We start from the raw sequence: 23,406 nt of genomic DNA on the forward strand, positions 1-23,406 counted from the left end.
TGGGGAAGTGTGTGAAGTCGATCAGGTCCATCACTCGCCGCGATACTAGACCCTGTGTCAAAAGGGTAGCATCAGGCGATTAAGGGAAAAATGGCGGAGCGGGAGGGATTCGAACCCTCGATACGCTTTTGACGTATACTCACTTTCCAGGCGAGCGCCTTCGACCACTCGGCCACCGCTCCGCATGTCCTGGGAAGCGCCCCCCTAATGCCTAGTGGAGCATCGTGCAAGCGCGCTTTGCGGCGAGTTCTTCATCTGGTGCCGGGGAGGGGCGGCTGGCTTCGATCAAGCGGCCATGCGGCATGCCGTCTTCCGCAGTTTCGCAAGCCTGTGTGGCGTGATAGCGTCCCGACCATGAGGCAAATCCGATTCCGCTCCGCCGCGCTGCGAACCATGGCCGCACTCGTTCCGCTCTGCTTGCTTGCCGCGAACGATCCGCCGCCTGCTGCACCAGGGCCGGGTGATATCATCGCCGCTGCGCCTGCGGAACACTGGGTCAAGATTGCAGCTGCCGATCTGTTGGTGATGCAGCTCGCCCCCGATAGCCAGGGCAAGTCCCGCCGGGTCGTCATCCAGCTCATGCCCGCGCCGTTCAGCACCGGCTGGGTGGAGAATATCCGCAAGCTGGCCGCGTCGCACTGGTGGGACGGGACCGCAGTCGTGCGGGTGCAGGACAATTATGTCGTGCAATGGGGCGATCCCGATGGCGAGGATGCGGAAAAGGCCAAGCCCTTGCCTGCCGGCGTCGTTCCGGTGCCCGAAGCGCAATATACCCATCAGCGCAGTCTACCACGCCCGCGTGCGATGGACCCGCTATTCATTCCGCCCAATGACATCGACCGCTGGACGAGCTTCTACCAGGGCTTCCCCGTCGCGGGAAGCGGCACGCCAGACAGCGAAGCCAACTGGCCGGTGCATTGCTATGGCATGGTCGGCGTCGGCCGCAACCTTTCGCCCGATACGGGCAGCGGAGCCGAGCTGTATGTGGTGATCGGCCATGCCCCGCGCCATCTGGACCGCAACATTGCGCTGGTCGGCCGGGTGGTCGAAGGGATCGAGCATCTCTCCAGCCTGCCGCGCGGAACCGGGCCGCTGGGCTTTTACGAAGCCCCCGGTGAGCGCACCGTGATCCAATCGGTGCGGCTGGCCACTGATCTGCCGCAAGCCGAGCAACCCCGCCTGGAATATCTCTCGAGCGACAGCCCGTCGTTCCTGGCCTATGCCAACGCGCGCGCCAACCGGCGCGATGCCTTTTTCAACATCCCTGCAGGCGGGGCAGACATCTGCAACATACCGGTGCCAATCCGGAAAAACGCATAATAAGGAGAGAGCCGCCGATGATCGCCGAGCACCAGAAACCCGTCGATTCTCCGTTTGATCGCAACAGCGAGCCGCCTGAGGTGCTGGCCGGGATCGACCTCACGGGCAAGACAGCGATCGTCACCGGCGGCTATTCAGGGCTGGGGCTGGAAACGGTGCGCGCGCTCGCAGCCGCAGGTGCGTCCGTCACAGTGCCTGCGCGCGACACTGCCAAGGCCAGGGCTGCGCTGGCAGACATGCCGGGCGACATTCGCATCGCGCCGATGGACCTGGCTGATACGGCATCGGTGCGCAGCTTTGCGCTGGCTTTTGCATCGGATCACACCGCGCTCGACCTGCTAATCAACAACGCCGGTGTCATGGCCTGCCCTGAAATGCGGGTGGGGCCGGGTTGGGAAATGCAGTTCGGCACCAACCACATGGGCCATTTCGCGCTGGTCGATGGGCTGTTGCCGCTGTTGCGGCGGACGGAAAGGCCGCGCGTGGTGGCGCTGTCGTCGACCGGACACAAACTGTCCGACATCCGCTGGGACGACCCCAACTGGACCGACGGCAGTTACGACAAGTGGAAAGCCTATGGCCAGTCGAAGACCGCCAATGCGCTATTCGCATTGGGGCTCAACGCGCGGCTGGCGGATACTGGCGGCATGGCATTTGCGGTGCACCCCGGCGGCATTTTCACCCCGTTACAGCGGCATCTGCCGACCGAAGAGATGATTGCACTGGGCTGGCTCAACGACCAGGGCGAGATTTCGGACGGCGCGAGGGCGATGTTCAAGAGCCCGACGCAAGGCTGCACCACCACGCTTTGGGCCGCGACCAGCGCCCTGCTGGAAGGCAAGGGCGGCGTGTATTGCGAGGACTGCAATATCGCAGCAGTGTCGGGGGCAGAACCGGTGCGGTACCGTTTTGTCGAGCCGCATGCGGTCGATCCGGACAGCGCCGAACGGCTTTGGGCAATGAGCGAAGGCCTGTTGGCGCAGGCTTAGTCGAAATCCGCAAAGGCAATGACCTTGCGGAAACCGGCGATGCAGCGGGCCTGTCCCTCGATGATCCGGTCTTCGTGCCACACATCGCCCGAGTGATAGCCCCAGCGCACCAGCCGCAGCGAAGGCCTATCGGTGACGCGCCCGCCCAGCCAGCGTGCCAGCACGGGCCTGAGTGCGGCGCGTGCGCGGCCAGAGGATTGGCAGTCGCGCCGCCCTTGCCAGCTGTCGATCGTCCGCGCGAGATCGGTCTGCACCCGCAACCTGCCGGCCCTGCGGCCTTTGTCGGCGGCATGCACCGGCGATGCATAAGACAGCCTGTGCGCGTGCACGTCGTGGCGTGGCCAGGCGAGGACGAGCAGGCACGCGGTCAGTATCAACAACAGCGATAGCCCAGATCGTGTCATCGGTCGCTCCGGCGGCGACGGGCCGCGGTTGGCCTGACCGCCAGAGCGCGGGCACGAAGGTTGGCCAGCAGCCGTTTTGGGTCGACGGTTAACCCCGCACGCTGGCGATCAGACCGGGGTCACTGTAATCGAGACATGCCGCAGCAGGCCTGTCGCAAATTGTCGCAAACGCCGGAAAATACGGGAGCAGGGCGGCAGAATGAACCTGCGGTTCGTCAGGACAGGTCCACGTCGGGCGTAGCGACCATCACCTTGTTGAGCAGCCGCAGAACCTCGGCATCGTTGCGCCATTTATCCGCGATCCGTCGGTTCAGCGTCGCCGAATACCACCGCTCTCCCAGCGTCGATGCCTGCTGCAAAAGCGCCAGCAGGGTGGCACGGTCGCCCATGCAGGATGCGTGGAAGGCGGGTGTCATCCGTGTCTTGCGCTCGCCCTCGGCAAACTCCCGCCGCGCATCGGCAACCAGGACCATGTGCGCCCTCGCAGGATCGCGAGTAATCGCGGCATCGAGCGTCTGCGATACCTTGATCATCGCCGGCACATTGCGCAGGCTGGCAAGCGCACGATACTCGCGCGCGAACGCCTTGATGTCGCCACGCGAGATATGGGCCCAGGCCAGGCAATTGCGGATCGTTGCATCACCGGGATATTGCGCCTTCAGCTGGTTCAGCTCCATCACCGCCCGCCGGTCGCGTCCGGCTTGCCAATGCGCACAGGCGCGCTCGACTGCGATGGCCGGCGTGCCCGGCAGCATCAGTTGTGCCGTATCATATTCGTGTTGCGCAGACTCATCTTGGCCGAGGTCGGACAGGACATTGGCATACCAGAAATGGGTCAGGCCGTCGCGGGGGTCGAGCTCCAGCGCGCGCTGGAACGAATCAACCGAACGCTGCGCGTCGTAGCTCCACCAGTATTGGATAAAGCCATTGGCGCGGTGAGCCGCTGCCAGTTCACCATCCAGCGCCAGCGCCTGTTCGACGGCGGATTTGGCAGCGCTATAGGCGCGGCTTTCCGTGGCGGCGCCATATTCGCGGTAGATCAGCCAGGCCTCGGCGAGCCCGACATAGGCCGGTGCAAAATCTGCATCTGCGGCAATGACCTTTTCGTACAGCGCAATCGCGCGGCGCAGATCAGCCGGGGTCCGCCGCGCCCACAGATCGCGCGCGGTCACATAATCGGCGGCCGTTTTCGGATCGTCAGGCAAGGCTGCGACAGGCCCGGTGACCGATTGCGCGGGCGAAAACACCGTGCTGAAGTTCAGCGTGGCCGCCAGCAATGCGCCCACCGCCACCACCGCGCCTAGCCCCACGAACAGCCGCTTGCCGCGCCCCGGGCTTGCCGGAGCAACGGTTGTCGTCGTGTCCTGTGCGGGCAGGGCAGGCCGTGTTGGCACAGGCAGAGGCTGCACGGCCGGGGCACTGCCATCGGCGAGGTCGCTGTCTGCGTGCCGGCTCGCCCAGGCCAGCAGCTCGTGTTCGTGGGCGAAGACAGAGCCTTGCTTGCCGCCTGGCAGACGATGGACCGGCAGGCTGCGTTCGCGCGCCCAGCGCATCACGGTGGTGCGGTCGCGCCGGAAATAGGCCGCAATCGCCTTCCAGCCATCCAGCCTTCGATCTTGGGATGTCGGCTGGTCCAAGGACATGTCCACCAATTGTTGCAACCGAACGCAGCCGCGCCTCAACTGATCCTGACGCCGCTCTGGCCACGACTGTATCGAGCCACGGCGCGCGCTGTCCATATAATAAGTGAGTGATCCAAGATATTTACCGCAGGATCTAGCCGCCAGGTGGCCAACCGATCCGGGCTGTCACAGACATGTCCGGGGATGGTAGCGGAGGAGGGACTTGAACCCCCGACCTACGGATTATGATTCCGCCGCTCTAACCAGCTGAGCTACTCCGCCATCCAGGCAAACACGGGGCGTTGCCCGGTGCAGGTCGCGCCCTATAATTTGCCCTTTGGCTCCGGTCAAACCAAATTGCACATTGCTGGTCAGATGTTGACCCGGTTGTCGGATCGGGCTTGTCTTACGCGACGGCAACCGGCAGACGACGCGCATTGCTGGCGGGGGCAAATGGCGCTCGATTAAGGGAGACGACGCAGTGCAGGAAACCTATGACATCGTGATCGCTGGCGCAGGCCATGCCGGTGCGCAGGCGGCGATCTGCCTGCGCCAGATGGGTTTTGAAGGCACCATCGGGCTGCTGGGTGACGAATCGTTTCCGCCTTATGAGCGCCCGCCGCTATCCAAGGAGTATCTGGCGGGAGACAAGCCTTTCGAGCGCATCCTGCTGAGGCCCGAAGCATTCTGGGCCGAACGCGGCATCGATCTGCAACTGGGCAAGCGGGTGACTGCGGTCGATCCGGTCGCGCACCAGCTGACATTGAGCGGTGGCGTGGCATTGGGCTATGGCAAGCTGATCTGGGCTACTGGCGGATCGCCGCGGATGCTCGACTGCCAGGGCAGCAATGCGCGCAATGTCTTTGCCGTCCGCACCCGCGCCGATGTCGACAGGATCATGGCGCGGCTGGACGATACGACCAGTGTCGCCATTATCGGTGGCGGTTATATCGGGCTAGAAGCGGCCGCGGTGATGCGCAAGCTGGGCAAGCAGGTGACGCTGATCGAGGCGCTCGACCGCGTGCTGTCGCGCGTTGCAGGCCCTTCTCTGTCTGCATTCTTCGAGGAAGAGCACCGCGCGCATGGCGTCGATCTGCGCACCGGCTACACGGTCGATCATATCGAGACCGACGAGGCGGGGCATGCCGTTGCCGTGCAATGCGGCAATGGCGAGCGGATCGCGGCGGATATGGTGATTGTCGGCATCGGCATCATCGCGCAGACCGGACCGCTGATGCAGGCGGGCGCAGCGGGTGGCAATGGCGTTGATGTGGATGAATATTGCCGCACCAGCCTGCCCGATGTCTATGCGATCGGTGATTGTGCCGCGCATGCCAATGCTTTTGCCAACGACCGGGTGATCCGCCTGGAATCGGTGCAGAATGCCAACGACCAGGCCAAGGTGGCCGCGAGCCATATCATGGGAAATGCCGAGGCCTATCGGGCCATTCCATGGTTCTGGTCGAACCAGTATGACCTTCGCCTGCAGACCGTGGGCCTGTCGCTCGATTACGATCAGGAACTGGTGCGCGGCGATCCGGCCAGCCGCAGTTTCTCGGTGATCTATCTGCGGCACGGCAAGGTGATCGCACTCGATTGCGTCAATGCGACCAAGGATTATGTCCAGGGGCGCAAGGCGATCATCGAGGATGTCCCGCTGGACCTAGCGCAGTTGGCAGACGCATCCGTGCCGATCAAGGAGGTCGAGCACGCCTGAAGACGGCGCGCGTGCCGAGCTGCCGGATAAAAATAGCGCGAGCTATGAAACAATCTTGCGCTCTTGCGGGTTAAAGCCATAGTATCGATAAACCATCGTATACGGTGTCCCCCGAATCTCTGCGAGTCTGCCATTTTTTCACCCGTTCGCCCGTCACGAACGCTTTTGAGGCGTTATGCCCTGTCCGGGCTGGCGCTCATGCTGCTTGCCAGCTGTTCTTCCGGTGAGGAAGACAAGGGGCGTCAGCGGCCGGTTCCGGAAGTCGGCTATATCGTCGCCAGCACCAGCGCGGTGCCGATGGCGGTCGAGCTGGCGGGCCGGATCGCGGCGTTCGAGATGTCGGAGGTCCGCCCGCAGGTGACCGGCATCATCCGCCGTCGGTTCTTTACCGAAGGCGCGATTGTCCGCGCAGGTCAGACCCTCTACGAAATCGATCCCCGGCTCTATCGCGCTGCGACCGCACAGGCGAGCGCGAACCTCAACAGCGCGATTGCCAGTGCCGAGGCCACCCGTATACGCGCCGAGCGGCTGAAGCCTCTGGCAGAGGCCCAAGCGGTTTCGATGCAGGAATATACCGACGCCGTCGCCGCAGCGCGCCAGGCGGCTGCTGCCGTCCAGCAGGGCAGGGCGCAGGTCCAGACTGCCGACGTCAACCTGCAGTTCACGCGCGTGCCTGCGCCAATTACCGGGCGCATTGGTCGTTCGCTGTTCACGGTGGGCGCGCTCGTCACCGGCAATCAGGCCGAGCCGCTGGCGGTGATCCAGGGTGTCGATCCGGTATTCGTCGATATTCAGCAATCGAGCGCGGAACTGCTCACGCTGCGCCGCTCGCTGGCGCAGGGCGGGGCAGTGCCGGGCAGTGCGCAGGTGGCGCTGATGCTCGAAGATGGCAGTGAATATGGCCCGCGCGGCATCGTCCAGTTTTCCGAAGTGATGGTGAACGCCGCCACCGGAACCGTCACACTGCGCGCCCGGTTTGCCAATCCGCAGGGGCTGCTGCTCCCGGGCATGTTCGTGCGGGCGCGGTTCGATCAGTCGATCGATACGATGGCGGTCCTCGTGCCGCAGGCTGCGGTCAGCCGCAATGCACGCGGTCAGGCCAGCGTGTTCGTGGTCGATGCCGGCAACAAGGCCACCGAGCGGCAGGTCACGGCTGACCGGGCCGTCGGCACCGACTGGGTCGTCACCAAGGGGCTGAAGGCTGGCGACAAGGTGATCGTGCAGGGGCTGGCCAAGGTAAAGCCCGGTGCGCCGATCAAGCCCGTTCCTGCCAGCACGCCGCAAGTGATCGCTCCGCCATCTCAGCCAAAGCGCGGCTGAGGCCCCGCTGTGTCACGCATTTTCATCGAGCGACCGATTTTCGCATGGGTGCTGGCGATCATCACGATGCTGGCTGGCGTCGGTGCGATCTATCTGCTGCCGGTCGAGCAATATCCCGATGTCGCTCCGCCGCAGGTCAACATTCGCGCGACCTTCCCCGGCGCATCAGCCGAAACGCTGGAAAACAGCGTCACCCAGATCATCGAACAGCAGCTGACCGGCATTGACGGCCTGCTGTATTTCAACTCCAGCTCGACCTCGCGCGGCCAGGTGACGATCAGCGCCACGTTTGAGAAGGGCACCGATCCCGACATTGCGCAGGTCCAGGTGCAGAACCAGGTGCAGCAGGCACTGGCGCGGTTGCCGCAGCAGGTGCAGCAGCAGGGGCTGCGCGTCACAAAGTCCAACCCGGACTTCCTGATGATCGTCGGTGTCTATGACGAGACCGATCGCAGCACCAACATCGACGTTTCCGATTTTCTCGTCTCGAACCTGCAGGACACGCTTTCGCGGATCGAGGGTGTGGGCGAGACCAATGTGTTCGGATCGCAATATGCGATGCGCATCTGGCTCGATCCGGATCGGCTGGCCTCGGTCGGTCTGATGCCAGGCGATGTGATCACCGCCATCCGCAACCAGAATACGGAAGTTGCAGCCGGCGAAGTCGGCGGGCTGCCCCAGCCTGAGAGCAACCGGCTCAACGCCACCGTCACGTCGCAATCGCGGCTGCGCACGGTCGACGAGTTCGAGGCGATCATCCTCAAGGCCGAACGGAGCGGCGCGGTGGTGCGGCTGGCCGATGTCGCGCGGGTCGAACTGGGGGCGGAAAATTACTCTGCATCCAGCCGTATCAATGGCCATCCCGGCGCGGGACTGGCCATCTCGCTCGCCCCGGGCGCAGATGCGCTGGCGACGGCCGATCTGGTCAAGCAGGCGGTGGCCGATGCCAGGGGCAACTTCCCGGCCGGCTACAATGTCGCCTATGCCAACGACACCACTGCGTTCATCCGGTTGTCGATCGAGGAGGTGGTGCAGACGCTGATCGAGGCGATCATCCTCGTTGTCATCGTGATGTTCGTCTTTTTGCAGAGCTGGCGCGCGACGCTCATCCCCACCATCGCAGTTCCGGTGGTGTTGCTGGGCACGTTTGCCGTGTTCTATCTGTTCGATTTCTCGATCAACACGCTCACGCTGTTCGGGCTGGTGCTGGCAATCGGCCTGCTGGTCGATGACGCGATCGTCGTCGTCGAGAATGTCGAGCGGCTGATGGAGGAAGACCCCGACCTCACGCCCAAGGAAGCGACGATCAAGTCGATGGGCGAGATTCAGGTGGCGCTGGTGGCGATTGCCGTCGTGCTGTCCGCCGTGTTCCTGCCGATGGCGTTCTTCGGCGGATCGACGGGCGTGATCTACCGCCAGTTTTCGATCACCATCGTCTCGGCGATGGTGCTTTCGGCACTGGTCGCGCTGATCCTCAGCCCTGCGTTGACCGCGTCGCTGCTCAAACAGAAGCGGCACGACGGAACGGAACGCAAAAGCTGGCTGACGCGCAACTGGCCGTGGGCCGCAGCACGGATGGAGCGGGCGCAGCACTGGTTCAACCATGGCTTCGCCCGCGGCACCGATCGCTACGTTGGCGCGGTGGAAAAGGTGGTCGATCGCAAGTGGCTGTTTCTGGCGATCTACGCGCTGGTCCTGGTTCTGCTGGTTGCCTTGTTCGTGCGCCTGCCGACCGGCTTTTTGCCGACGGAAGATCAGGGGGCGGCACGTTTGCAGTTTCGTCTGCCCGCAGGAGCCACGCAGGGCCGCACCCGTGAAGTGCAGCTGGCGATCGAAAAATACATGCTGGAGGACGAACGCAAGAACATCGCCGTGATGTTCAGCGTGGCCGGTGGCGGGCAGGGCGCGGCGGGGCAGAACACCGGCCAGGGCTTCGTCAACTTCGTCGACTGGTCCGATCGCACGGCAGCCGAGGATTCGGCCGACGCGATCAGCCAACGTGCCTCAAAGGCGTTTTCGAAGTTTCGCGACGCGCAGGTCAACGTGCTGGTGCCCGCCGCCATTCGTGGCCTGGGCCAGACCAACGGCTTCAGCCTGCAGCTTCAGAACACCAGCGGCATGAGCCGGGAGGATTTTGACGAGGCGCGCAACAGGCTGCTGGAAATGGCGGAAAACGACCCTGTTCTGGCGGGCGTGCGTCTCGGCGAATTGCCCGATGTGCAGACACTGCAGGTTGATATCGACCAGCCCAAGCTTGCGTCGCTGGGACTGAACCAGTCGGATGTGAACACCACTTTGTCTGCCGCCTGGGGCGGGCAGTATGTCAACGATTTCATCGACCGTGGCCGGGTCAAGCGCGTGTTCGTGCAGGCCGATGCGCCGTACCGCGCCACGCCCGACGATCTCGGTCGCTGGTTTGTGCGCGGGAATGATGGGCAGATGGCGCCATTCTCCGCCTTCGCGCGCACGCGCTGGTCGACCACGCCGACCACGCTGTCGCGCTTCCAGGGCTATCCCAGCTTCCAGTTCGAGGGCCAGGCCGCACCGGGGCAAAGCTCTGGCGCTGCGATGGACCGGATCGAGGAGCTGGCCAAGGAAATTCCCGGTATCGGCGTAGCCTGGTCCGGGTTGTCCTTCCAGGAGCGGTTGTCGTCGGGCCAGGCGCCCTTGCTCTATTCGCTGTCGCTGCTCGTCGTCTTCCTGTGTCTAGCGGCCCTGTATGAAAGCTGGACGATCCCCGTCGCGGTCATGCTCGTCATCCCGCTGGGCCTCGTCGGCGCGGTGTTCGCGGTGACGCTGCGCGGGCTGGAGAACGACGTCTATCTGCAGATCGGCCTGCTGACGACGATGGGGCTGGCGGCGAAGAATGCCATTCTGGTGATCGAATTTGCCGAACAGGCGGAAAAACGTGGTGCGCGCGTGATTGATGCGGCGCTGGAAGCGGCGCGGCTGCGCCTGCGGCCGATCCTGATGACCAGCCTGGCGTTCATCTTCGGCGTGCTGCCGCTGGCCCTGTCGAGCGGTGCAGGCGCCAACAGCCGCATCGCCATCGGCACGTCGGTGATTGGCGGCATGCTGACCGCGACAGTGCTGGCGATCTTCTTCATCCCGCTGTTTTTCGTGCTCGTCCGCCGGACGACGCGTGACACGCTCAAGAAACTGCATATCGGCGACGCGCAGCCCAATTCCACGGGTTCGGGCGGAGGCGCGGCATGAAGCGGGCAGGGTTGATCGTCGTGGCGCTGCTGTCGGGCTGTTCGATGGCGCCCAAATATGTGCAGCCTGACCTGCCCGTGCCGGCATCATGGCCGGCGGGCGATGCCTATCTGGCGCAGAGCGAGGCGGCGCTGCCGGTGCTGTCGTACCGCGAGGTTTTCGTCGACGCCAGGCTTGCGCAGGTGATCGAGCAGGCACTGGCCAACAACCGCAACCTGCGCGTGGCGGCGGCGAATATCGAGGCAGCCCGCGCACAGTTCCGGATCCAGCGTGGCGCGCAGTTGCCGCAGATCGGCATCGTTGCAAACAGGACCCAGTTCGACAACGGCACCGCCAACCAGAACCGCAATCAGGATGTCGATATCGGCAATTCGCCCACGGCGAGCCGTTCGACCGCAGGCGTGCGCTATACCGCGGATGTCAGCACCACCGCGTTCGAACTCGACCTGTTCGGGCGATTGCAGTCGCTCTCCGATGCTGCGCTCAACCGCTATTTCGGTACCGAGGCGGCGGCGCGGGCGACGCGCCTGACCCTGGTCGGCGATGTGGCGGATGCGTGGCTGACCTATGCCACCGACCGCTCGTTGCTCGCCTTGGCGGAAGAAACCGCTGCCAACGCGCGCGAGCGGGTCAAACTGACCCGGCTTCGGCTGGATGGCGGTATCGCCCCCCGCACCGATCTTCGCCAGGCCGAGCAGATTCTTGCTACTGCGGAGGCCGATATCGCCGCGCAGACCACATTGCTGGCGCAGGATGCCAACGCGCTGCAGCTGCTGGTCGGCGCACCGGTGGACGAGGCGCTGTTGCCGCGTTCGATCGCCGATGCAGGCGCTGCGGTAAAGACACTGCCAGCGGGGCTCGATTCCACGATTCTGTTGCGCAGGCCCGACGTGATGCAGGCCGAATATGCGCTGAGGGCTGCCAACGCAGAAATCGGCGCGGCGCGCGCGGCGTTGTTCCCGCGGATCACGCTGACGGGACTTGCTGGCCTGGCCAGCAATGCGCTGTCGAGCCTGTTTACCGGCGCAGCGTTCAACTATTCGGTCGGCGAGACCGTGCGTTATTCGCTGTTCGCCGGCGGTGCGGCGCAGGCAGGGGTCGCGCAAACACAGGCACAGCGCGATGCGGCGGTCGCAGGCTATGAAGGCGCGATCCAGGCTGCGTTTCGCGATGTTGCCGACGCGCTGGCGCGGCGCGGCACAATCACCGAACAGCTGCGTGCCTCGCGTGCCTTTGTCGATGCCGCCGAAGACAGCTACCGGCTGACCGACATGCGCTATCGTGGAGGGCTGGACTCGTTCCTCACCAGCCTCGATGCGCAGCGCTCGCTCTATACGGCACAGCGCACGCTGTTGAATACGCAGCTGATCGAAGCGAGCAACCGCGTCACGCTCTACCGTGCGCTGGGTGGTGAGACGGTTGCGCCAACACCACAAGATTGAACCGCGCTACGGGGCGTGCCGCAGGTCAGAGCAACAACATCGCAAACTCGCCCCTGTTCTGCGACTTTCGTAGCAGAGCAGGGGCGATTGTTAGCGTGCAGGCTCAGCCCTTGGGGCGTTTGGTGAAGGGCTTGGCACCTGGGCGACCAGAAAAGCCGGGCTTTCCGCCTTCAGGGCGCGGACGGCTGTCGCCGCGCGGCGCGTAGGGCTTGCCGCCGGGGCCACCAGTGCGGGGACCATCAGAGCGCGGACCATCGCTGCGGGGGCCGCGCGCGGGCTTGTCAGCGAACGAGGCACGGTCGGCATTGGTCTTCTTGTCGCCATAGGGCTTTTTATCGCCAAATGACCTGTTGTCGCCGAACGGCTTCTTGTCGCCAAAGGCGCGCGGTTCGCCATACGGCTTGCGGTCGCCAGAAGGCTTGCGATCGCCAAAGGGCTTCTTGTCACCGAATGGCTTCTTTTCGCCGAATGCCTTGGCTTCATAGCGCGGCTTGAGCGGGCCGGAGTTCGTCTTGCCCTTCTTGCCCGATCCGCTGCCATCACGGGCGTCGGAGCGACGCGGCGGGCCGGAGCGGCTGTGGCCCTGCGGCGGTCCTTCGGCGCGGGTGATCGAGACGCTGCCTTCGTCGCCATCCTCGCCGCCGGCGGTGCGCTCGACAGCTTCTGCGAAGCGATCGGCGACGGCGCGCGGGATTTCAAAATGGGTCGCTTCGTCGCCCAGGCGGATCGCGCCGATTTCGCTACGGGTAATGTGTCCACGACGGCAGAGCAACGGCAGCAGCCAGCGCGGATCGGCATTCTGGCGGCGACCGATGTTCAACGCGAACCAGACAGTGTCTTCAAAACCGGGGCGCGGCCCCATGTCGCGCGGCGGCGGCGATGCAGCAGCGTCGAGCAGTTCCTCGGGCAAAGGCATCTGCGCACGGTGTGCCTGCACCAGCATGATCGCGATGTCTTCTGCCGAGCGCTCGCCCAGCAGCGTTTCGGCCAGCGTGCGGTCGGCGTCGTCCGCTTCGACCGGTGCGCGCAGCTTGTCGAGCAGACGGTCGTGATCGGCGCGGCGGATGTCTTCAGCCGAAGGTGCGTTGATCCACTGTGCGTTGATATTGGCGCCGCGCAGCATCGATTCGAGTCGACGACGACGCGGATACGGCACGATCATCAGCGCGGTACCCTTCTTGCCCGCCCGGCCGGTACGGCCCGAACGGTGCTTGAGGGTGTCCATGTCGCGCGGCAGCTCGACGTGAATGACCAGCGAGAGGCTGGGCAGATCGATGCCGCGCGCAGCCACGTCGGTGGCGACGCATACCCGGGCACGGCGATCGCGCAGCGCCTGCAGCGCCGCGTTGCGCTCGTTCTGGCTGTGCTCACCCGACAGGGCAACAGCAGAGAAGCCGCGCTCGATCAGGCTGGCGTGGAGGTGACGGACATTGTCGCGCGTGGCGCAGAACAGCATCGCGGTTTCCGCTTCGTGCAGACGCAGCAGGTTGACCACCGAGTTCTCGATATCCGCAGGGGCAACCGTCACCGCCAGATATTCGATATCGCCATGACCGCGGTCGGCACCGACGGTCGAGATGCGGTGCGCATCGCGCTGATAGCGCTTGGCCAGCGCCACGATGGGCTGGGGCATCGTGGCTGAGAACAGCATCGTGCGGCGACCATCGGGGGTTGCGTCGAGGATTTCTTCAAGGTCTTCGCGAAAGCCCATGTCGAGCATCTCGTCGGCTTCGTCGAGCACGGCGACCTTGAGGCCGGACAGGTCGAGCGCGCCGCGTTCCAGGTGATCACGCAGGCGACCGGGGGTGCCGACGACGATCTGTGCGCCCTGCGACAGCGCGCGGCGTTCCTTCGAGGCGTCCATGCCGCCGACGCAGGTCGCGATGCGCGCGCCAGCGGGGCCATAGAGCCAGATGAATTCGCGGCTGACCTGCAACGCCAGTTCGCGCGTCGGTGCGACGATCAGCGTCTGCGGCGTGTGGCTGGGGGCAACACGGTTGTCATCACCGATCAGATCGCTGGCCATGGCCAGGCCAAAGGCCACGGTCTTGCCGGACCCGGTCTGGGCAGAAACGATCAGGTCGCGGCCATGTGCGTCTTCAGACAGGACTGCCTGTTGGACAGGGGTGAGCGTGTCGTAACCATGCGCATCAAGCGCGTCCGACAGAACGGCGGGAACAGAGTCAAAAGGCATCGGGATTTCAATTCGTTTAGGGATGCGAAGGTTCCGCGATCGGCGGCGAAACCGCGCGCGGTGGAAAACACGGCCACCGCTGCAAGTCTGCGCCCTTAGCCGTTTTGCGTCCTGGATACAATGACATTCGCTGCCTGGGCTGCCTGCGCCGGTGTTGCGCGGTTCGTTGAGTTTCGTTGCTGAGGCGTGTAACCTGCGTCAACGGATAGGGGCCGTGATTGGCGGCGCCAACGGAAAGGGGGAGGCGAACATGAAAAATCTTGCTGCTTTTGGGTATGTCGTGGCCGCAGTTGGCGCACTGGCGTTGCCGACCATTGCATCAGCGCAAGAGGTGGGCGACTGGGTGCTTTCGCCATGGCGCGGCAGCTCGGTCTATTACCCTGGTGTTATTGAATCGCGCAGCGGATCGCTGGTAACGGTCCGGTTCGATGATGGCGATGTCGAGACGCGCCAGGCCAACACGGTGCTTCCGTTCGACTGGCAGGCCGGCAGCCGCGTTGCATGCATGTGGAGCGACAACAAATGGTATGTCGCCACGGTTCGCTCGATCGCTGCCGATGGGTTCACCATGCAGATCCGCTACGACGAGGACGGCACCATAGAGAATACCAACACCGGGCGGTGCCGTACGCGTTGACCGCCTGCTCCGCCCGCCTGAACGGCCTTGCGGTTCAGGCGGGCGGGCGCCGCCGTCACGCTGCGCGGGAGAGAGGGTTCTCGCGCGGTTCTGTGCCAGCAGAAAGCTGCGTGGACCTCTTGTTGTCCAATCCCAGCCGGAATTTGGCGATTTCCTCCGCCAACTTGCGTGATTCCGCAGCGAGCGACCTTGCTGCGGCACTTGTCTCCTCGACCATGGCGGCGTTCTGCTGGGTGATGCCGTCCAGCGCGCCCACGGTCTGGTTCACCTCGCGCAGCTTCACTGCCTGACCTTCGACCGACTGGGCGATCGTCGTCACGAAATCGCCAATCTGCAGAATGCGGCTCGTGATCCTTTCCAGCGTCTCGCTGGTTTCGGCGACCACCTGCACGCCCACGGCAATCTGTGCATTGGATGCACTGATCTTGGTCTTGATGTCCATCGCAGCATCGGCAGAGCGCTGCGCCAGGGCGCGCACTTCGGTGGCCACGACCGCAAAACCCTTGCCGGCTTCGCCGACCCGCGCCGCTTCGACGCCCGCGTTGAGCGCCAGCAGGTTGGTCTGGAACGACAGCCCGTCGATCACGGCGATGATCTGGTCGATCTCCATCCCGGAATGCTCGATATTGTCCATTGCCACGCGCGCACGTTCAACGATCCCGGCCGAGCTCTCCGCCTCACCCTGCGCGGTTTGCAGCACCTGGCGCGCGTCCTTGGCCTGTTGGGCCGTGCCCGACACGCTATCGGTTATCGCCCGGATGCTGGCGACCGTGTCGTGCAGCGTGGCACTCTGCCTCTCGGTGCGGTCTGCCATGTCATGCGCGGCATGGCTCACATCGCCTGCGCTTTCGTCGATGCTGGTTGCCGCGCCGGAAATCTTGCCGAGCGACTGGCGCATGCCTTCCAGCGCAAGATGATAGTCCGTGCGCAGCTTTTCATAATCGGCAGGGAAGGCTTCGCCGATGCGGCAGGTCAGGTCGTTGCGTGCCATGGCGTTCAGGCCATCGCCCAGCGCGCCGATGACCAGCACCTGTTCGGCTGCGATGGCATTGCGAACCGAAGCCGCTTCCTGTTCAAGCCGTTCAGCTTCGGACCGTGCCGCGGCTTGGCGCTCGATCATCTGCTCAAGCTGCAAAGAGACCTGGATCAGCACCCCTGCTTCTACCAGCACGATCACTGCATGCAGCAAGACGCGGGGCAGATCTGCGCCATCGGGAAAGACCCACGCGGGCATGATGAAATTGGTACCGAGGTGGTGCACCGCGATCACCGCTGTGCCCGCCACGATCGGTCGCCAGTCGCACATCACCACCAGCGTCGCGAGCAACGCAAAGAACATCATGTGGACGTCCATCTGCAGATTCGCCCCTGCGGCCTGGTACAACAGGATCGCAGGGTAGACCGGCATGGTGACACCCAGCAGGATTCTGCCGGTCGACTGGATGTTGCCCGATCGGGCGATCAGCGTCGGGAGCAGGGTGATCGCAACGGCCGCGACGACCGGGGTCCACCCCAGGCTGGCATAAATGCTGACCCCGGCAATGATGGCTACGCATAGCCAGGCGATGATCACGAGCGCGAAAACGCCGTTCTTGCGGATACCGGTCAGTTCCATGAGGTTTGTTTCTTCCCTTGGGTTCCTGCAATCTTCCCGCAAAAGATTTCAGGTGCTTTGATGAGCAGACTCGAATGTTGCCATGCGCTGGCCGCGAGGAGGTCGCGTCGCGCGTAAACGAGGATCGATCCCGGCAGTGGCCCCTGGCCCAGAAACGCCGCACCCTTGGGCAAGGCCCAGCCCATCGTCTGGCCAACCGCCGCAGGGCCCAGCGGAATGACCATCATCGGTCCTTCGCGCGGGGGTGCCAGGGTCATCGCAACGATAGCCGCCACGACCATCGCAATCTGCGCATACAGCGCAATCTTCAGCGCTCGCATGGAGCGATCAGTCTGGATTTCGTCGGAGGGCATGGACACTCGCATGCCCTGCACTATCCAATCGACAAGTAAACATTCGCTTATTTATGGAGCGAATTCTGCCTAACAGACCATTTATAATGGCTGCAAACCTTTGTAGGCATGATGATTGCCGATAGATGGGCGTTCGATAACGCTAAATTGCGGTGCCCGCAGCATGGCCGCTCGCCCAGGCCCATTGGAAATTGTAGCCGCCCAGCCATCCCGTGACGTCTACCGCTTCACCGATCGCATACAGTCCCGGTACTTTGCGCGACTCCATTGTCTGCGACGAGAGGCCATCTGTGCTGATCCCGCCGGCGGTAACTTCGGCCTTGGCATAGCCTTCGGTGCCGTTGGGGTGAAACACCCAAGACTTCAGGCGCCGCTCTGCCTCGACAAGCAGGCGGTCTGCGCAATCTGCGAGGCGGCTTTCGGAACCGAGGCGTTCGCTCAGGGTGGCAGCCAGCCGGTCAGGCAGCATGGCGCCCATTGCGCTGCGCACGGTCGCGCGGGGTTGGGTGCGCTTGGCAGAAGTCAGCCAGCCGGTGGCCGCATCAGGGATGAAATCGATCTCCACCGGCTCGCCATGCCGCCAATAGCTGGAGACCTGCAGGATTGCGGGGCCGGAAAGCCCCTTGTGCGTGAACAATGCCGCCTCGCGAAACGCCGACTTGCCAGCGCGGGCAATCACCTCGGTTGCGACGCCCGAGAGCGACCGGAACAGTGTCTCGTCGCCGCCCAAAGTCAGGGGCACCAGCGCGGGGCGGGGTTCCACGACCTTGAGGCCGAACTGCCGGGCCAGGTCATAGGCAAAGCCGGTCGCGCCCATCTTGGGGATGGACGGACCACCGGTCGCTATCACCAGCGCCGGTGCGCTGGCCGTCCGGTTGCCGATGGCGACGTGATAAACTCCATCGGCATGGCTGACGGCACCCACGCGGTGACCCAGCACCATCTCGACGCCGCCCTTGTCGCATTCCTCGAGCAGCATCGCGACGATCTGCTTGGCCGAGCCATCGCAGAACAGCTGACCCAGGGTCTTTTCGTGCCAGGCGATGCCATAGCTGTCGACCAGCGCGATGAAATCCTGCGGGCTGTAGCGGCCCAGCGCGGATTTGGCGAAATGCGGGTTGGCGCTGATGTAGCGGTCTGCCTGGGTGTTCACATTGGTGAAATTGCACCGCCCGCCGCCGGAGATCAGGATCTTCTTGCCCGGCGCATCGGCATGATCGACCAGCAGCACCCGACGGCCGCGCTGCCCGGCGATGGCCGCACAGAACAATCCGGCCGCGCCAGCGCCCAGGATGATGGCGTCATAGGGGGATGGAGCGGGGGAGGGCATCAGGCGGGTCTATGACGCGCAGGTGGCGCTTAGTCGAGGTCAAATCAGCCCCATCGAGCGCATGCTGCTATGCCCGTCCAATCCGATGATGATATGGTCGTGCACACCGATGCCCAGCCGTTTGCCCGCCTCGATGATCTCGCGGGTGATCTGGATATCCTGCTTGCTGGGCTGGGGATTGCCGCTGGGGTGGTTGTGCACCAGGATCAGCGAGGTCGCCCCCAGGTCGAGCGAGCGCTTGATCACCTGCCGGGTGTAGATCGCCGCCTGATCGACCGATCCTTCGGACATGTTGTCGTCGCTGATCAGCATGTTCTTGGCGTTCAGATACAGAACGCGGACGCGCTCGCGGGTGAGGTGCGCCATGTCGAGCCGCAGATAATCGAGCAGCGCCTGCCAGCTCGACAGGATCGGCTGGCGGTGCACCGGCTCGCTGACCAGCCGGCGCGCGGCGACCTGAACGATCTTGAGCGCCGCTGCGCTGGTATCGCCCATGCCCGGCACCGCGCGCAGCGAATCGCCGTCGGCCGTAAGCACGCCGGCCAGGCTGCCGAAATGGTCGATGAGCTGCTTGGCGAGCTGCTTGGTGTCGCGGCGCGGAATTGCCAGCGCCAACAGATATTCAATAATTTCATGATCATGCAGCCCGGTTCCGTCACTGTTCAGCAAACGCTGCCTAAGCCGGGCGCGGTGGCCTGCGCCGTGATGGCCGCCTGCCGCAGTATCGGGCAGTTCGGCATCGGCCAGCAACGGCAGCACAGGCGAGGAAGGGGGCATATTTTGAGGTTAATCTTTCGCCCCGACGCGGGCAAACGCTTTGTCGGCGCGGCTTTCATCGCTCGGCGTTGCAACCGACGGCGTTGCAGCGCATTCAGGTGGCGATGAGCGACCCCGAGACAGAGGCTGAGGCGATCCCGCCTGAACGTCAGGCGCGGGCGTGGCAGCGAACCGCGTGGCCGCTGCGCGTGGTGCTGTACGGCGTCGCGTTGCTGGGATTGGTCGGGCTGATCGCTTGGACCCAGCGCGAGGATATCGCCCGCAACCTGATCGGCAACGAACTGGAGCGCCAGGGCATACAGGCGCGCTATGATATCGAATCGATCGGTGTCGGGCGGCAGACGGTGCGCAACCTGGTGCTGGGCGACCCCGCCCGGCCCGATGCGACGATCGACCGGTTGAGCATCGATATCGGCGGCGGGCTGTTTGGCCTGAGGATTGACCAGGTGATCGTCGAAGGCCTGCGCGGCTATGGCCGGCTGGACAACGGCCGGGTCAGCTTCGGTACCCTCGACAAGCTGATCTACACTGACAGCCAGGAGCCGTTCAGCCTGCCAAGGCTCGATCTGACGCTGCGCGATGCGAGGCTGCGGATCGAAAGCCCCTATGGCACGCTGGGTATCAAGGGCGAGGGGAGCGGCGATCTGCACGACGGCTTCAAGGGCACAATGGCGGCCATCGGGGCGCGATTCGCTTATCAGGGGTGCGCCATTGACCGGCCCAGCCTGTTCGGCACGATCCGCATCGAAGATCAGCGACCTGCATTCACCGGCCCGCTGCGGTTTGCAGGCTTGGCTTGCGAGGCCGGTGGGGTCGCAATCGGCGGATCTTCGCTGGCGCTGCGCGCCGAGGCGAACGCCACGCTGGATCGAGTCGAGGGCGCGATCGTCCCCGCCACCGGTGCGATCCGCGCAGGCGACGCGGCAGCGGCTGGTTTGCGCGGCCGGCTGGGCTTTGCCTATTCGCCCGGACAGATCGATACCGAGGTGGATCTGACACTGCTGGATGCCGGTGCTTCGGGTGTCGGCTTCGACAGGCTGGTGGCCAGGGGCACGGGCGTGCTGCGGTTGTCAGCAATGCAACCCGACGTCCGCTTTGAAGGCAGTGTTCTGGGCGAGTCGCTTGCAATGGACCCGGCGCGCCTCACTGGGATGGACCGGGCCGTCGGTGCCAGTGCTAGCCTGCCGGTCGGGCCGCTTGTTGCGCAGATGGTCAAGGCCGCGCGGCGTACCTTGCCCGGGGCGAACCTCGCGATGACGGTCCAGGCGCGCAGCGGCGCTGAACGGCTGTCGGTCGAGATCCCGCGACTCGCGCTGAATGGGGCAAAAGGCGAACGGCTTGTCGGCGGTAACAGCCTGACGCTGCGCCGTGTGCGCGACGAGTTCCAGCTCGCTGGAAACATCGCCACCGGCGGTGCAGGTCTCCCGATCTCCCAGTTGCGCATCGTGCCGCGCGGGCAGGGGGCCTATGCGCTGCGGCTGGCTATGGAGGAGTATCGCGCAGACGGTGCGTCGCTGGCAGTGCCGCAGCTGGAAGCGCAGTGGAACGGGCGCGGTGGCCTGTCGTTCAATGGCACAGCGCGGCTCAGCGGACCGATCCCCGGCGGCAGTGTGCAGGGTCTGGTGCTCCCGCTTCAGGGGCGATGGAGCGAGGCAGGCGGTGTCACACTGTACGATAACTGCCAGACGTTGCGCGTCGACCAGCTGCGGCTGGCAAATTTCACCAGCGCACGCCAGGCACTGACCCTGTGCCCCACAAGAGGTGCGCCGATGGTTCGCTCCGGACTCCGTGGTCTGGTGCTGGCGGCGCGGTTGGCGCAGTCCAGCCGGATCAACGGCCGGCTTGGCACATCGGACCTTGCACTGTCGGTGGGGGCCCTGCAGCTCGATTTCCCCGGCACGGCGCAGCTGTCGGATGTCGATCTGCTGATCGGCAACGCGCAGGCGGGTACGCACATCAAGGCGGGCGACTTTAGCGTCGATCTGGGCGATGCCCTGGGCGGGCGCTATGCCGATGCGGAAGCGACGATCGGCGTGGTTCCGCTGTTGATGACGCGCGGTACAGGCGCGTGGCGCTTCGCCGAATCGGTGCTCGAGGTGACGGGCGACGAATGGTTGCTGCGCGATCGTCAGGTGCCCGCGCGTTTCCAGCCGCTGGTAACCGACGACATGCGGCTCACGCTGGCCGATGACAGGATCGGCGTGACCGGTACGCTGAACGAACCGCAGACGCTGCGCCAGGTTCTGCGCGTGGGTATCGCGCACGATCTGGCAACGGTCACCGGCCATGCCGACCTGTTCGTCGATGGCATGACCTTTGACGATACGCTTCAGCCCGAGATGGTCAGCAATATCGCGCTGGGTATCATCGCCAATACGCGCGGCACGGTGGCGGGCACCGGGCGGATCGACTGGACAAGCGAAGGGGTGGCATCGAGCACGGGGCGCTTCCGCACCGATTCGCTTGGCTTCGCAGCGGCTTTTGGCCCGGTCAGCGGCCTGTCGGGCGAAATCGCGTTCACCGATCTGCTCGGATTCGAGACCGGCCCGGGGCAATTGGTGCGGCTGGCAGAGGTCAATCCCGGCTTTGCTGTCTATGGCGGCGCGATTCGCTACCGCCTGCTCCCCGGCTTTCGCATGCAGGTCGAGGGCGGCGAATGGCCGTTTGCCGGGGGGCGGCTGCTGCTCGACCCCGGCACGATCGATCTGGTGAGCGAAGAGCCGCGCCGTCTCGTTTTCCGCGTCGATCGGGTGGATGCCGCACAGTTCCTGGCCGGATTCGATTTCGAGAACATCAACGCGACCGGCCAGTTCACCGGCATCATCCCGATCATCTTCGACAAGGACGGCGGCCATGTCCGCGGTGGCCGGCTTGAGGTCATCGGCGATGGCGGCACGCTCGCCTATGTCGGGGAGCTGACCTATGAAGACCTCGGCACGATGGCAAACTTCGCATTCAACGCCTTGCGATCATTGCGCTATCGATCGCTGGTGGTCGAACTGGACGGCGAGCTGGCAGGCGAGGTCGTCACAAAAATTCGCTTTGATGGCATCAGCCAGGGCGAGGGCGCTTCCCGCAACTTCCTCACCCGGAGGATCGAGAAACTGCCGCTGCGGTTCAATGTGACGATCAGCGCGCCTTTCCTTCAGCTCATCACTTCGGCGCGGTCGCTCTACGACACGCAGTACATTACCGACCCCGGAGTGCTGGGCCTGCTGCCCGGCCAGACGAACAATCCGGGCATCGGTTCGACAACGGAAACAAAACCGGGCATTCAGCCCCCAGAAAGCGAGGATCGTCCATGAAGCGGGGAACATGGTTGGCGATGGTGAGGAACCACAGCGCCCTGGTCGCAGTCGTGATGGCTGCGGCTGCGTCGCTGGGGGGATGCGTGACGATAGCGGCACCGGACAAGCCGATTGTCATCAATCTCAACATCAACATCAAACAGGAAGTCGTCTATCGGCTCGATGGCAAGGCCAAAGAGGTGATCGACGAGAACGCGGAGATTTTCTGATGAACAGGGCTTTTGTGAAAACCGGGATTGCCGCGCTGGCGGTGTTTGGCCTGGCTTTGCCTGCCCTCGCGCAGCGTGATCCGGCCTATGAGGCGGCTCGCTCCAGCGGATCGATTGGCGAGAAGCCGGATGGTTATCTTGCGGTGGTCAGTGGCGGCGACGGCCAGCTGCAGAAGCTGGTCAGCGACATCAATCTCAAGCGCAAGCAGGTCTATACCGAACGTGCTTCCGCCGAAGGCTCGACAGTGGAACAGTTCGCCTTCACCGCAGGCTGCAACACCATATCGCGAACCAAGCCTGGCGAAAAATACCAGGCACCTGACGGCAGCTGGAAGACTCGGGACGGCAGCCCGCCGGTGCGTGATGCCCGCTGTCCGTAACTGCGACAGCTCCCTGAACGCCGAACCCGCCCGGATTTCTCGCGAAATCCGGGCTTTTTCGTGCATGTTCCCGCAGCGCAGCATGGCCATTGACTTGCAACCCAGCCCTTTCTAAACGGGCCGCGCCTTGGCGGGTCCACTCGTCGCTGGTTGCTTGCTTTTTCGATATTGTAGCCTCAGGGCCAATAAGAGGGAGTAAAGCAGATGGCGGAGAATGAACCCGGGCAAGACCCTGTCGGCGGCGACGCGCGGATCGATCACCTTGGTGATCGCTTGCGCGATATCACGCAGCGGGAGCAGGCCGGAGCGAGCGGCAAGGGGGGCGCAGTCGATGCGAATTATCGATTGGGCAACCGGGTGCTCGCCGACCTGCTGGGGGGTATTGCTGGTGGTTTGCTGTTCGGCTGGCTGTTTGATCGCTGGCTGGGCACATCGCCCTGGCTCCTGATCGCGTTCCTCACCTTGGGGATCATCGTGGCGTTCAGGAACATCATCCGGGTTTCCAACGCATATTCGGCGGGGCTGAAAAATCAGCAGTCCCCGAAGGATAAGCCTGAAGATTAAGACGAAGAG

Annotated in this window: 17 protein-coding genes, 2 tRNA genes and 1 pseudogene; 11 read left to right on the forward strand and 9 right to left on the reverse strand. The window is 64.2% G+C overall.

Annotated features, from left to right (window positions below):
- Positions 1 to 91 precede the first annotated feature (91 nt).
- A tRNA-Ser gene (locus tag D618_RS0104805) sits at positions 92 to 182 on the reverse strand.
- A gap of 211 nt (positions 183 to 393) precedes the next feature.
- On the opposite strand from D618_RS0104805, the gene D618_RS0104810 reads away from it, so the two are divergent.
- Positions 394 to 1,320 carry a peptidylprolyl isomerase gene (locus D618_RS0104810; protein WP_017670361.1) on the forward strand — a complete coding sequence of 309 codons (927 nt, stop codon included), beginning with the start codon at positions 394 to 396 and terminating at the stop codon, positions 1,318 to 1,320.
- Positions 1,321 to 1,337: 17 nt separating this feature from the next.
- Positions 1,338 to 2,309, forward strand: a complete 972-nt coding sequence (locus D618_RS0104815) for an oxidoreductase (RefSeq protein ID WP_017670362.1) — start codon at positions 1,338 to 1,340, stop codon at positions 2,307 to 2,309.
- Here the strand turns inward: D618_RS0104815 and D618_RS0104820 are convergent.
- The 3 genes from D618_RS0104820 to D618_RS0104830 all read right to left on the reverse strand — a co-directional run bounded on the left by D618_RS0104820 (position 2,306) and on the right by D618_RS0104830 (position 4,617).
- On the reverse strand, positions 2,306 to 2,713 hold the full coding sequence (locus D618_RS0104820; RefSeq protein WP_152414532.1) for a hypothetical protein: 408 nt from the start codon (positions 2,711 to 2,713) through the stop codon (positions 2,306 to 2,308). The two genes, D618_RS0104815 and D618_RS0104820, sit on opposite strands and share 4 nt — an antisense overlap.
- 215 nt (positions 2,714 to 2,928) lie before the next feature.
- Positions 2,929 to 4,356 (reverse strand): tetratricopeptide repeat protein, encoded by a 1,428-nt coding sequence (locus D618_RS0104825; protein ID WP_152414533.1) that lies wholly within the window; start codon positions 4,354 to 4,356, stop codon positions 2,929 to 2,931.
- A 184-nt stretch (positions 4,357 to 4,540) separates the two neighbouring features.
- Positions 4,541 to 4,617: transfer RNA gene (locus tag D618_RS0104830), tRNA-Met, on the reverse strand.
- Positions 4,618 to 4,816: 199 nt separating this feature from the next.
- Between D618_RS0104830 and D618_RS0104835 the strand changes: the two genes are divergently transcribed.
- From D618_RS0104835 to D618_RS0104850, 4 genes are all read left to right on the forward strand, one after another.
- Entirely contained in the window at positions 4,817 to 6,052 is a 1,236-nt protein-coding gene (locus D618_RS0104835) for an FAD-dependent oxidoreductase (protein ID WP_017670365.1), read from the forward strand.
- A 198-nt stretch (positions 6,053 to 6,250) separates the two neighbouring features.
- Positions 6,251 to 7,372 carry an efflux RND transporter periplasmic adaptor subunit gene (locus D618_RS0104840; protein WP_017670366.1) on the forward strand — a complete coding sequence of 374 codons (1,122 nt, stop codon included), beginning with the start codon at positions 6,251 to 6,253 and terminating at the stop codon, positions 7,370 to 7,372.
- A 9-nt stretch (positions 7,373 to 7,381) separates the two neighbouring features.
- Positions 7,382 to 10,588: a multidrug efflux RND transporter permease subunit gene (locus D618_RS0104845; protein WP_017670367.1), complete on the forward strand. Its 3,207-nt coding sequence runs from the start codon at positions 7,382 to 7,384 to the stop codon at positions 10,586 to 10,588.
- A complete protein-coding gene (locus tag D618_RS0104850; RefSeq protein ID WP_017670368.1) occupies positions 10,585 to 12,030 on the forward strand; it encodes an efflux transporter outer membrane subunit in 1,446 nt (481 codons plus the stop codon). Before D618_RS0104845 ends, D618_RS0104850 begins: the two co-directional genes overlap by 4 nt.
- 616 nt (positions 12,031 to 12,646) lie before the next feature.
- Here D618_RS0104850 and D618_RS17685 read toward each other — a convergent pair.
- Positions 12,647 to 14,224 (reverse strand): annotated as a pseudogene (locus tag D618_RS17685) (DEAD/DEAH box helicase); the annotation flags it as partial.
- A gap of 250 nt (positions 14,225 to 14,474) precedes the next feature.
- Between D618_RS17685 and D618_RS0104860 the strand changes: the two are divergent.
- Positions 14,475 to 14,861, forward strand: a complete 387-nt coding sequence (locus D618_RS0104860; RefSeq protein ID WP_017670370.1) for a hypothetical protein — start codon at positions 14,475 to 14,477, stop codon at positions 14,859 to 14,861.
- A 55-nt stretch (positions 14,862 to 14,916) separates the two neighbouring features.
- Here the strand turns inward: D618_RS0104860 and D618_RS17690 are convergent, their stop codons facing one another.
- The 4 genes from D618_RS17690 to radC all read right to left on the reverse strand — a co-directional run bounded on the left by D618_RS17690 (position 14,917) and on the right by radC (position 18,936).
- Entirely contained in the window at positions 14,917 to 16,476 is a 1,560-nt protein-coding gene (locus D618_RS17690) for a methyl-accepting chemotaxis protein (RefSeq protein ID WP_017670371.1), read from the reverse strand.
- Positions 16,467 to 16,829, reverse strand: a complete 363-nt coding sequence (locus tag D618_RS0104875) for a hypothetical protein (RefSeq protein ID WP_017670372.1) — start codon at positions 16,827 to 16,829, stop codon at positions 16,467 to 16,469. The genes D618_RS17690 and D618_RS0104875 overlap by 10 nt, the downstream gene beginning before the upstream one ends.
- 142 nt (positions 16,830 to 16,971) lie before the next feature.
- Positions 16,972 to 18,159, reverse strand: a complete 1,188-nt coding sequence (locus tag D618_RS0104880) for an NAD(P)/FAD-dependent oxidoreductase (protein ID WP_026091305.1) — start codon at positions 18,157 to 18,159, stop codon at positions 16,972 to 16,974.
- A gap of 39 nt (positions 18,160 to 18,198) precedes the next feature.
- Positions 18,199 to 18,936, reverse strand: a complete 738-nt coding sequence (radC, locus tag D618_RS0104885) for a DNA repair protein RadC (RefSeq protein ID WP_017670374.1) — start codon at positions 18,934 to 18,936, stop codon at positions 18,199 to 18,201.
- Between the two features lie 104 nt (positions 18,937 to 19,040).
- Between radC and D618_RS18925 the strand changes: the two genes are divergently transcribed.
- The 4 genes from D618_RS18925 (at position 19,041) to D618_RS17700 (ending at position 23,397) form a co-directional block, all read left to right on the forward strand.
- Positions 19,041 to 22,241 carry a YdbH domain-containing protein gene (locus D618_RS18925; protein WP_152414534.1) on the forward strand — a complete coding sequence of 1,067 codons (3,201 nt, stop codon included), beginning with the start codon at positions 19,041 to 19,043 and terminating at the stop codon, positions 22,239 to 22,241.
- Positions 22,238 to 22,453 carry a YnbE family lipoprotein gene (locus D618_RS0104895; RefSeq protein ID WP_017670376.1) on the forward strand — a complete coding sequence of 72 codons (216 nt, stop codon included), beginning with the start codon at positions 22,238 to 22,240 and terminating at the stop codon, positions 22,451 to 22,453. Before D618_RS18925 ends, D618_RS0104895 begins: the two co-directional genes overlap by 4 nt.
- Positions 22,453 to 22,833 carry a YdbL family protein gene (locus D618_RS0104900; RefSeq protein WP_017670377.1) on the forward strand — a complete coding sequence of 127 codons (381 nt, stop codon included), beginning with the start codon at positions 22,453 to 22,455 and terminating at the stop codon, positions 22,831 to 22,833. The genes D618_RS0104895 and D618_RS0104900 overlap by 1 nt, the downstream gene beginning before the upstream one ends.
- Before the next feature lie 204 nt (positions 22,834 to 23,037).
- Positions 23,038 to 23,397, forward strand: a complete 360-nt coding sequence (locus tag D618_RS17700; RefSeq protein ID WP_017670378.1) for an AtpZ/AtpI family protein — start codon at positions 23,038 to 23,040, stop codon at positions 23,395 to 23,397.
- The last annotated feature ends 9 nt before the right edge of the window (positions 23,398 to 23,406 follow it).

Origin of the sequence: Blastomonas sp. AAP53 (genome assembly GCF_000331245.1) — a bacterium.
Classification (GTDB): Bacteria; Pseudomonadota; Alphaproteobacteria; order Sphingomonadales; family Sphingomonadaceae; genus Blastomonas.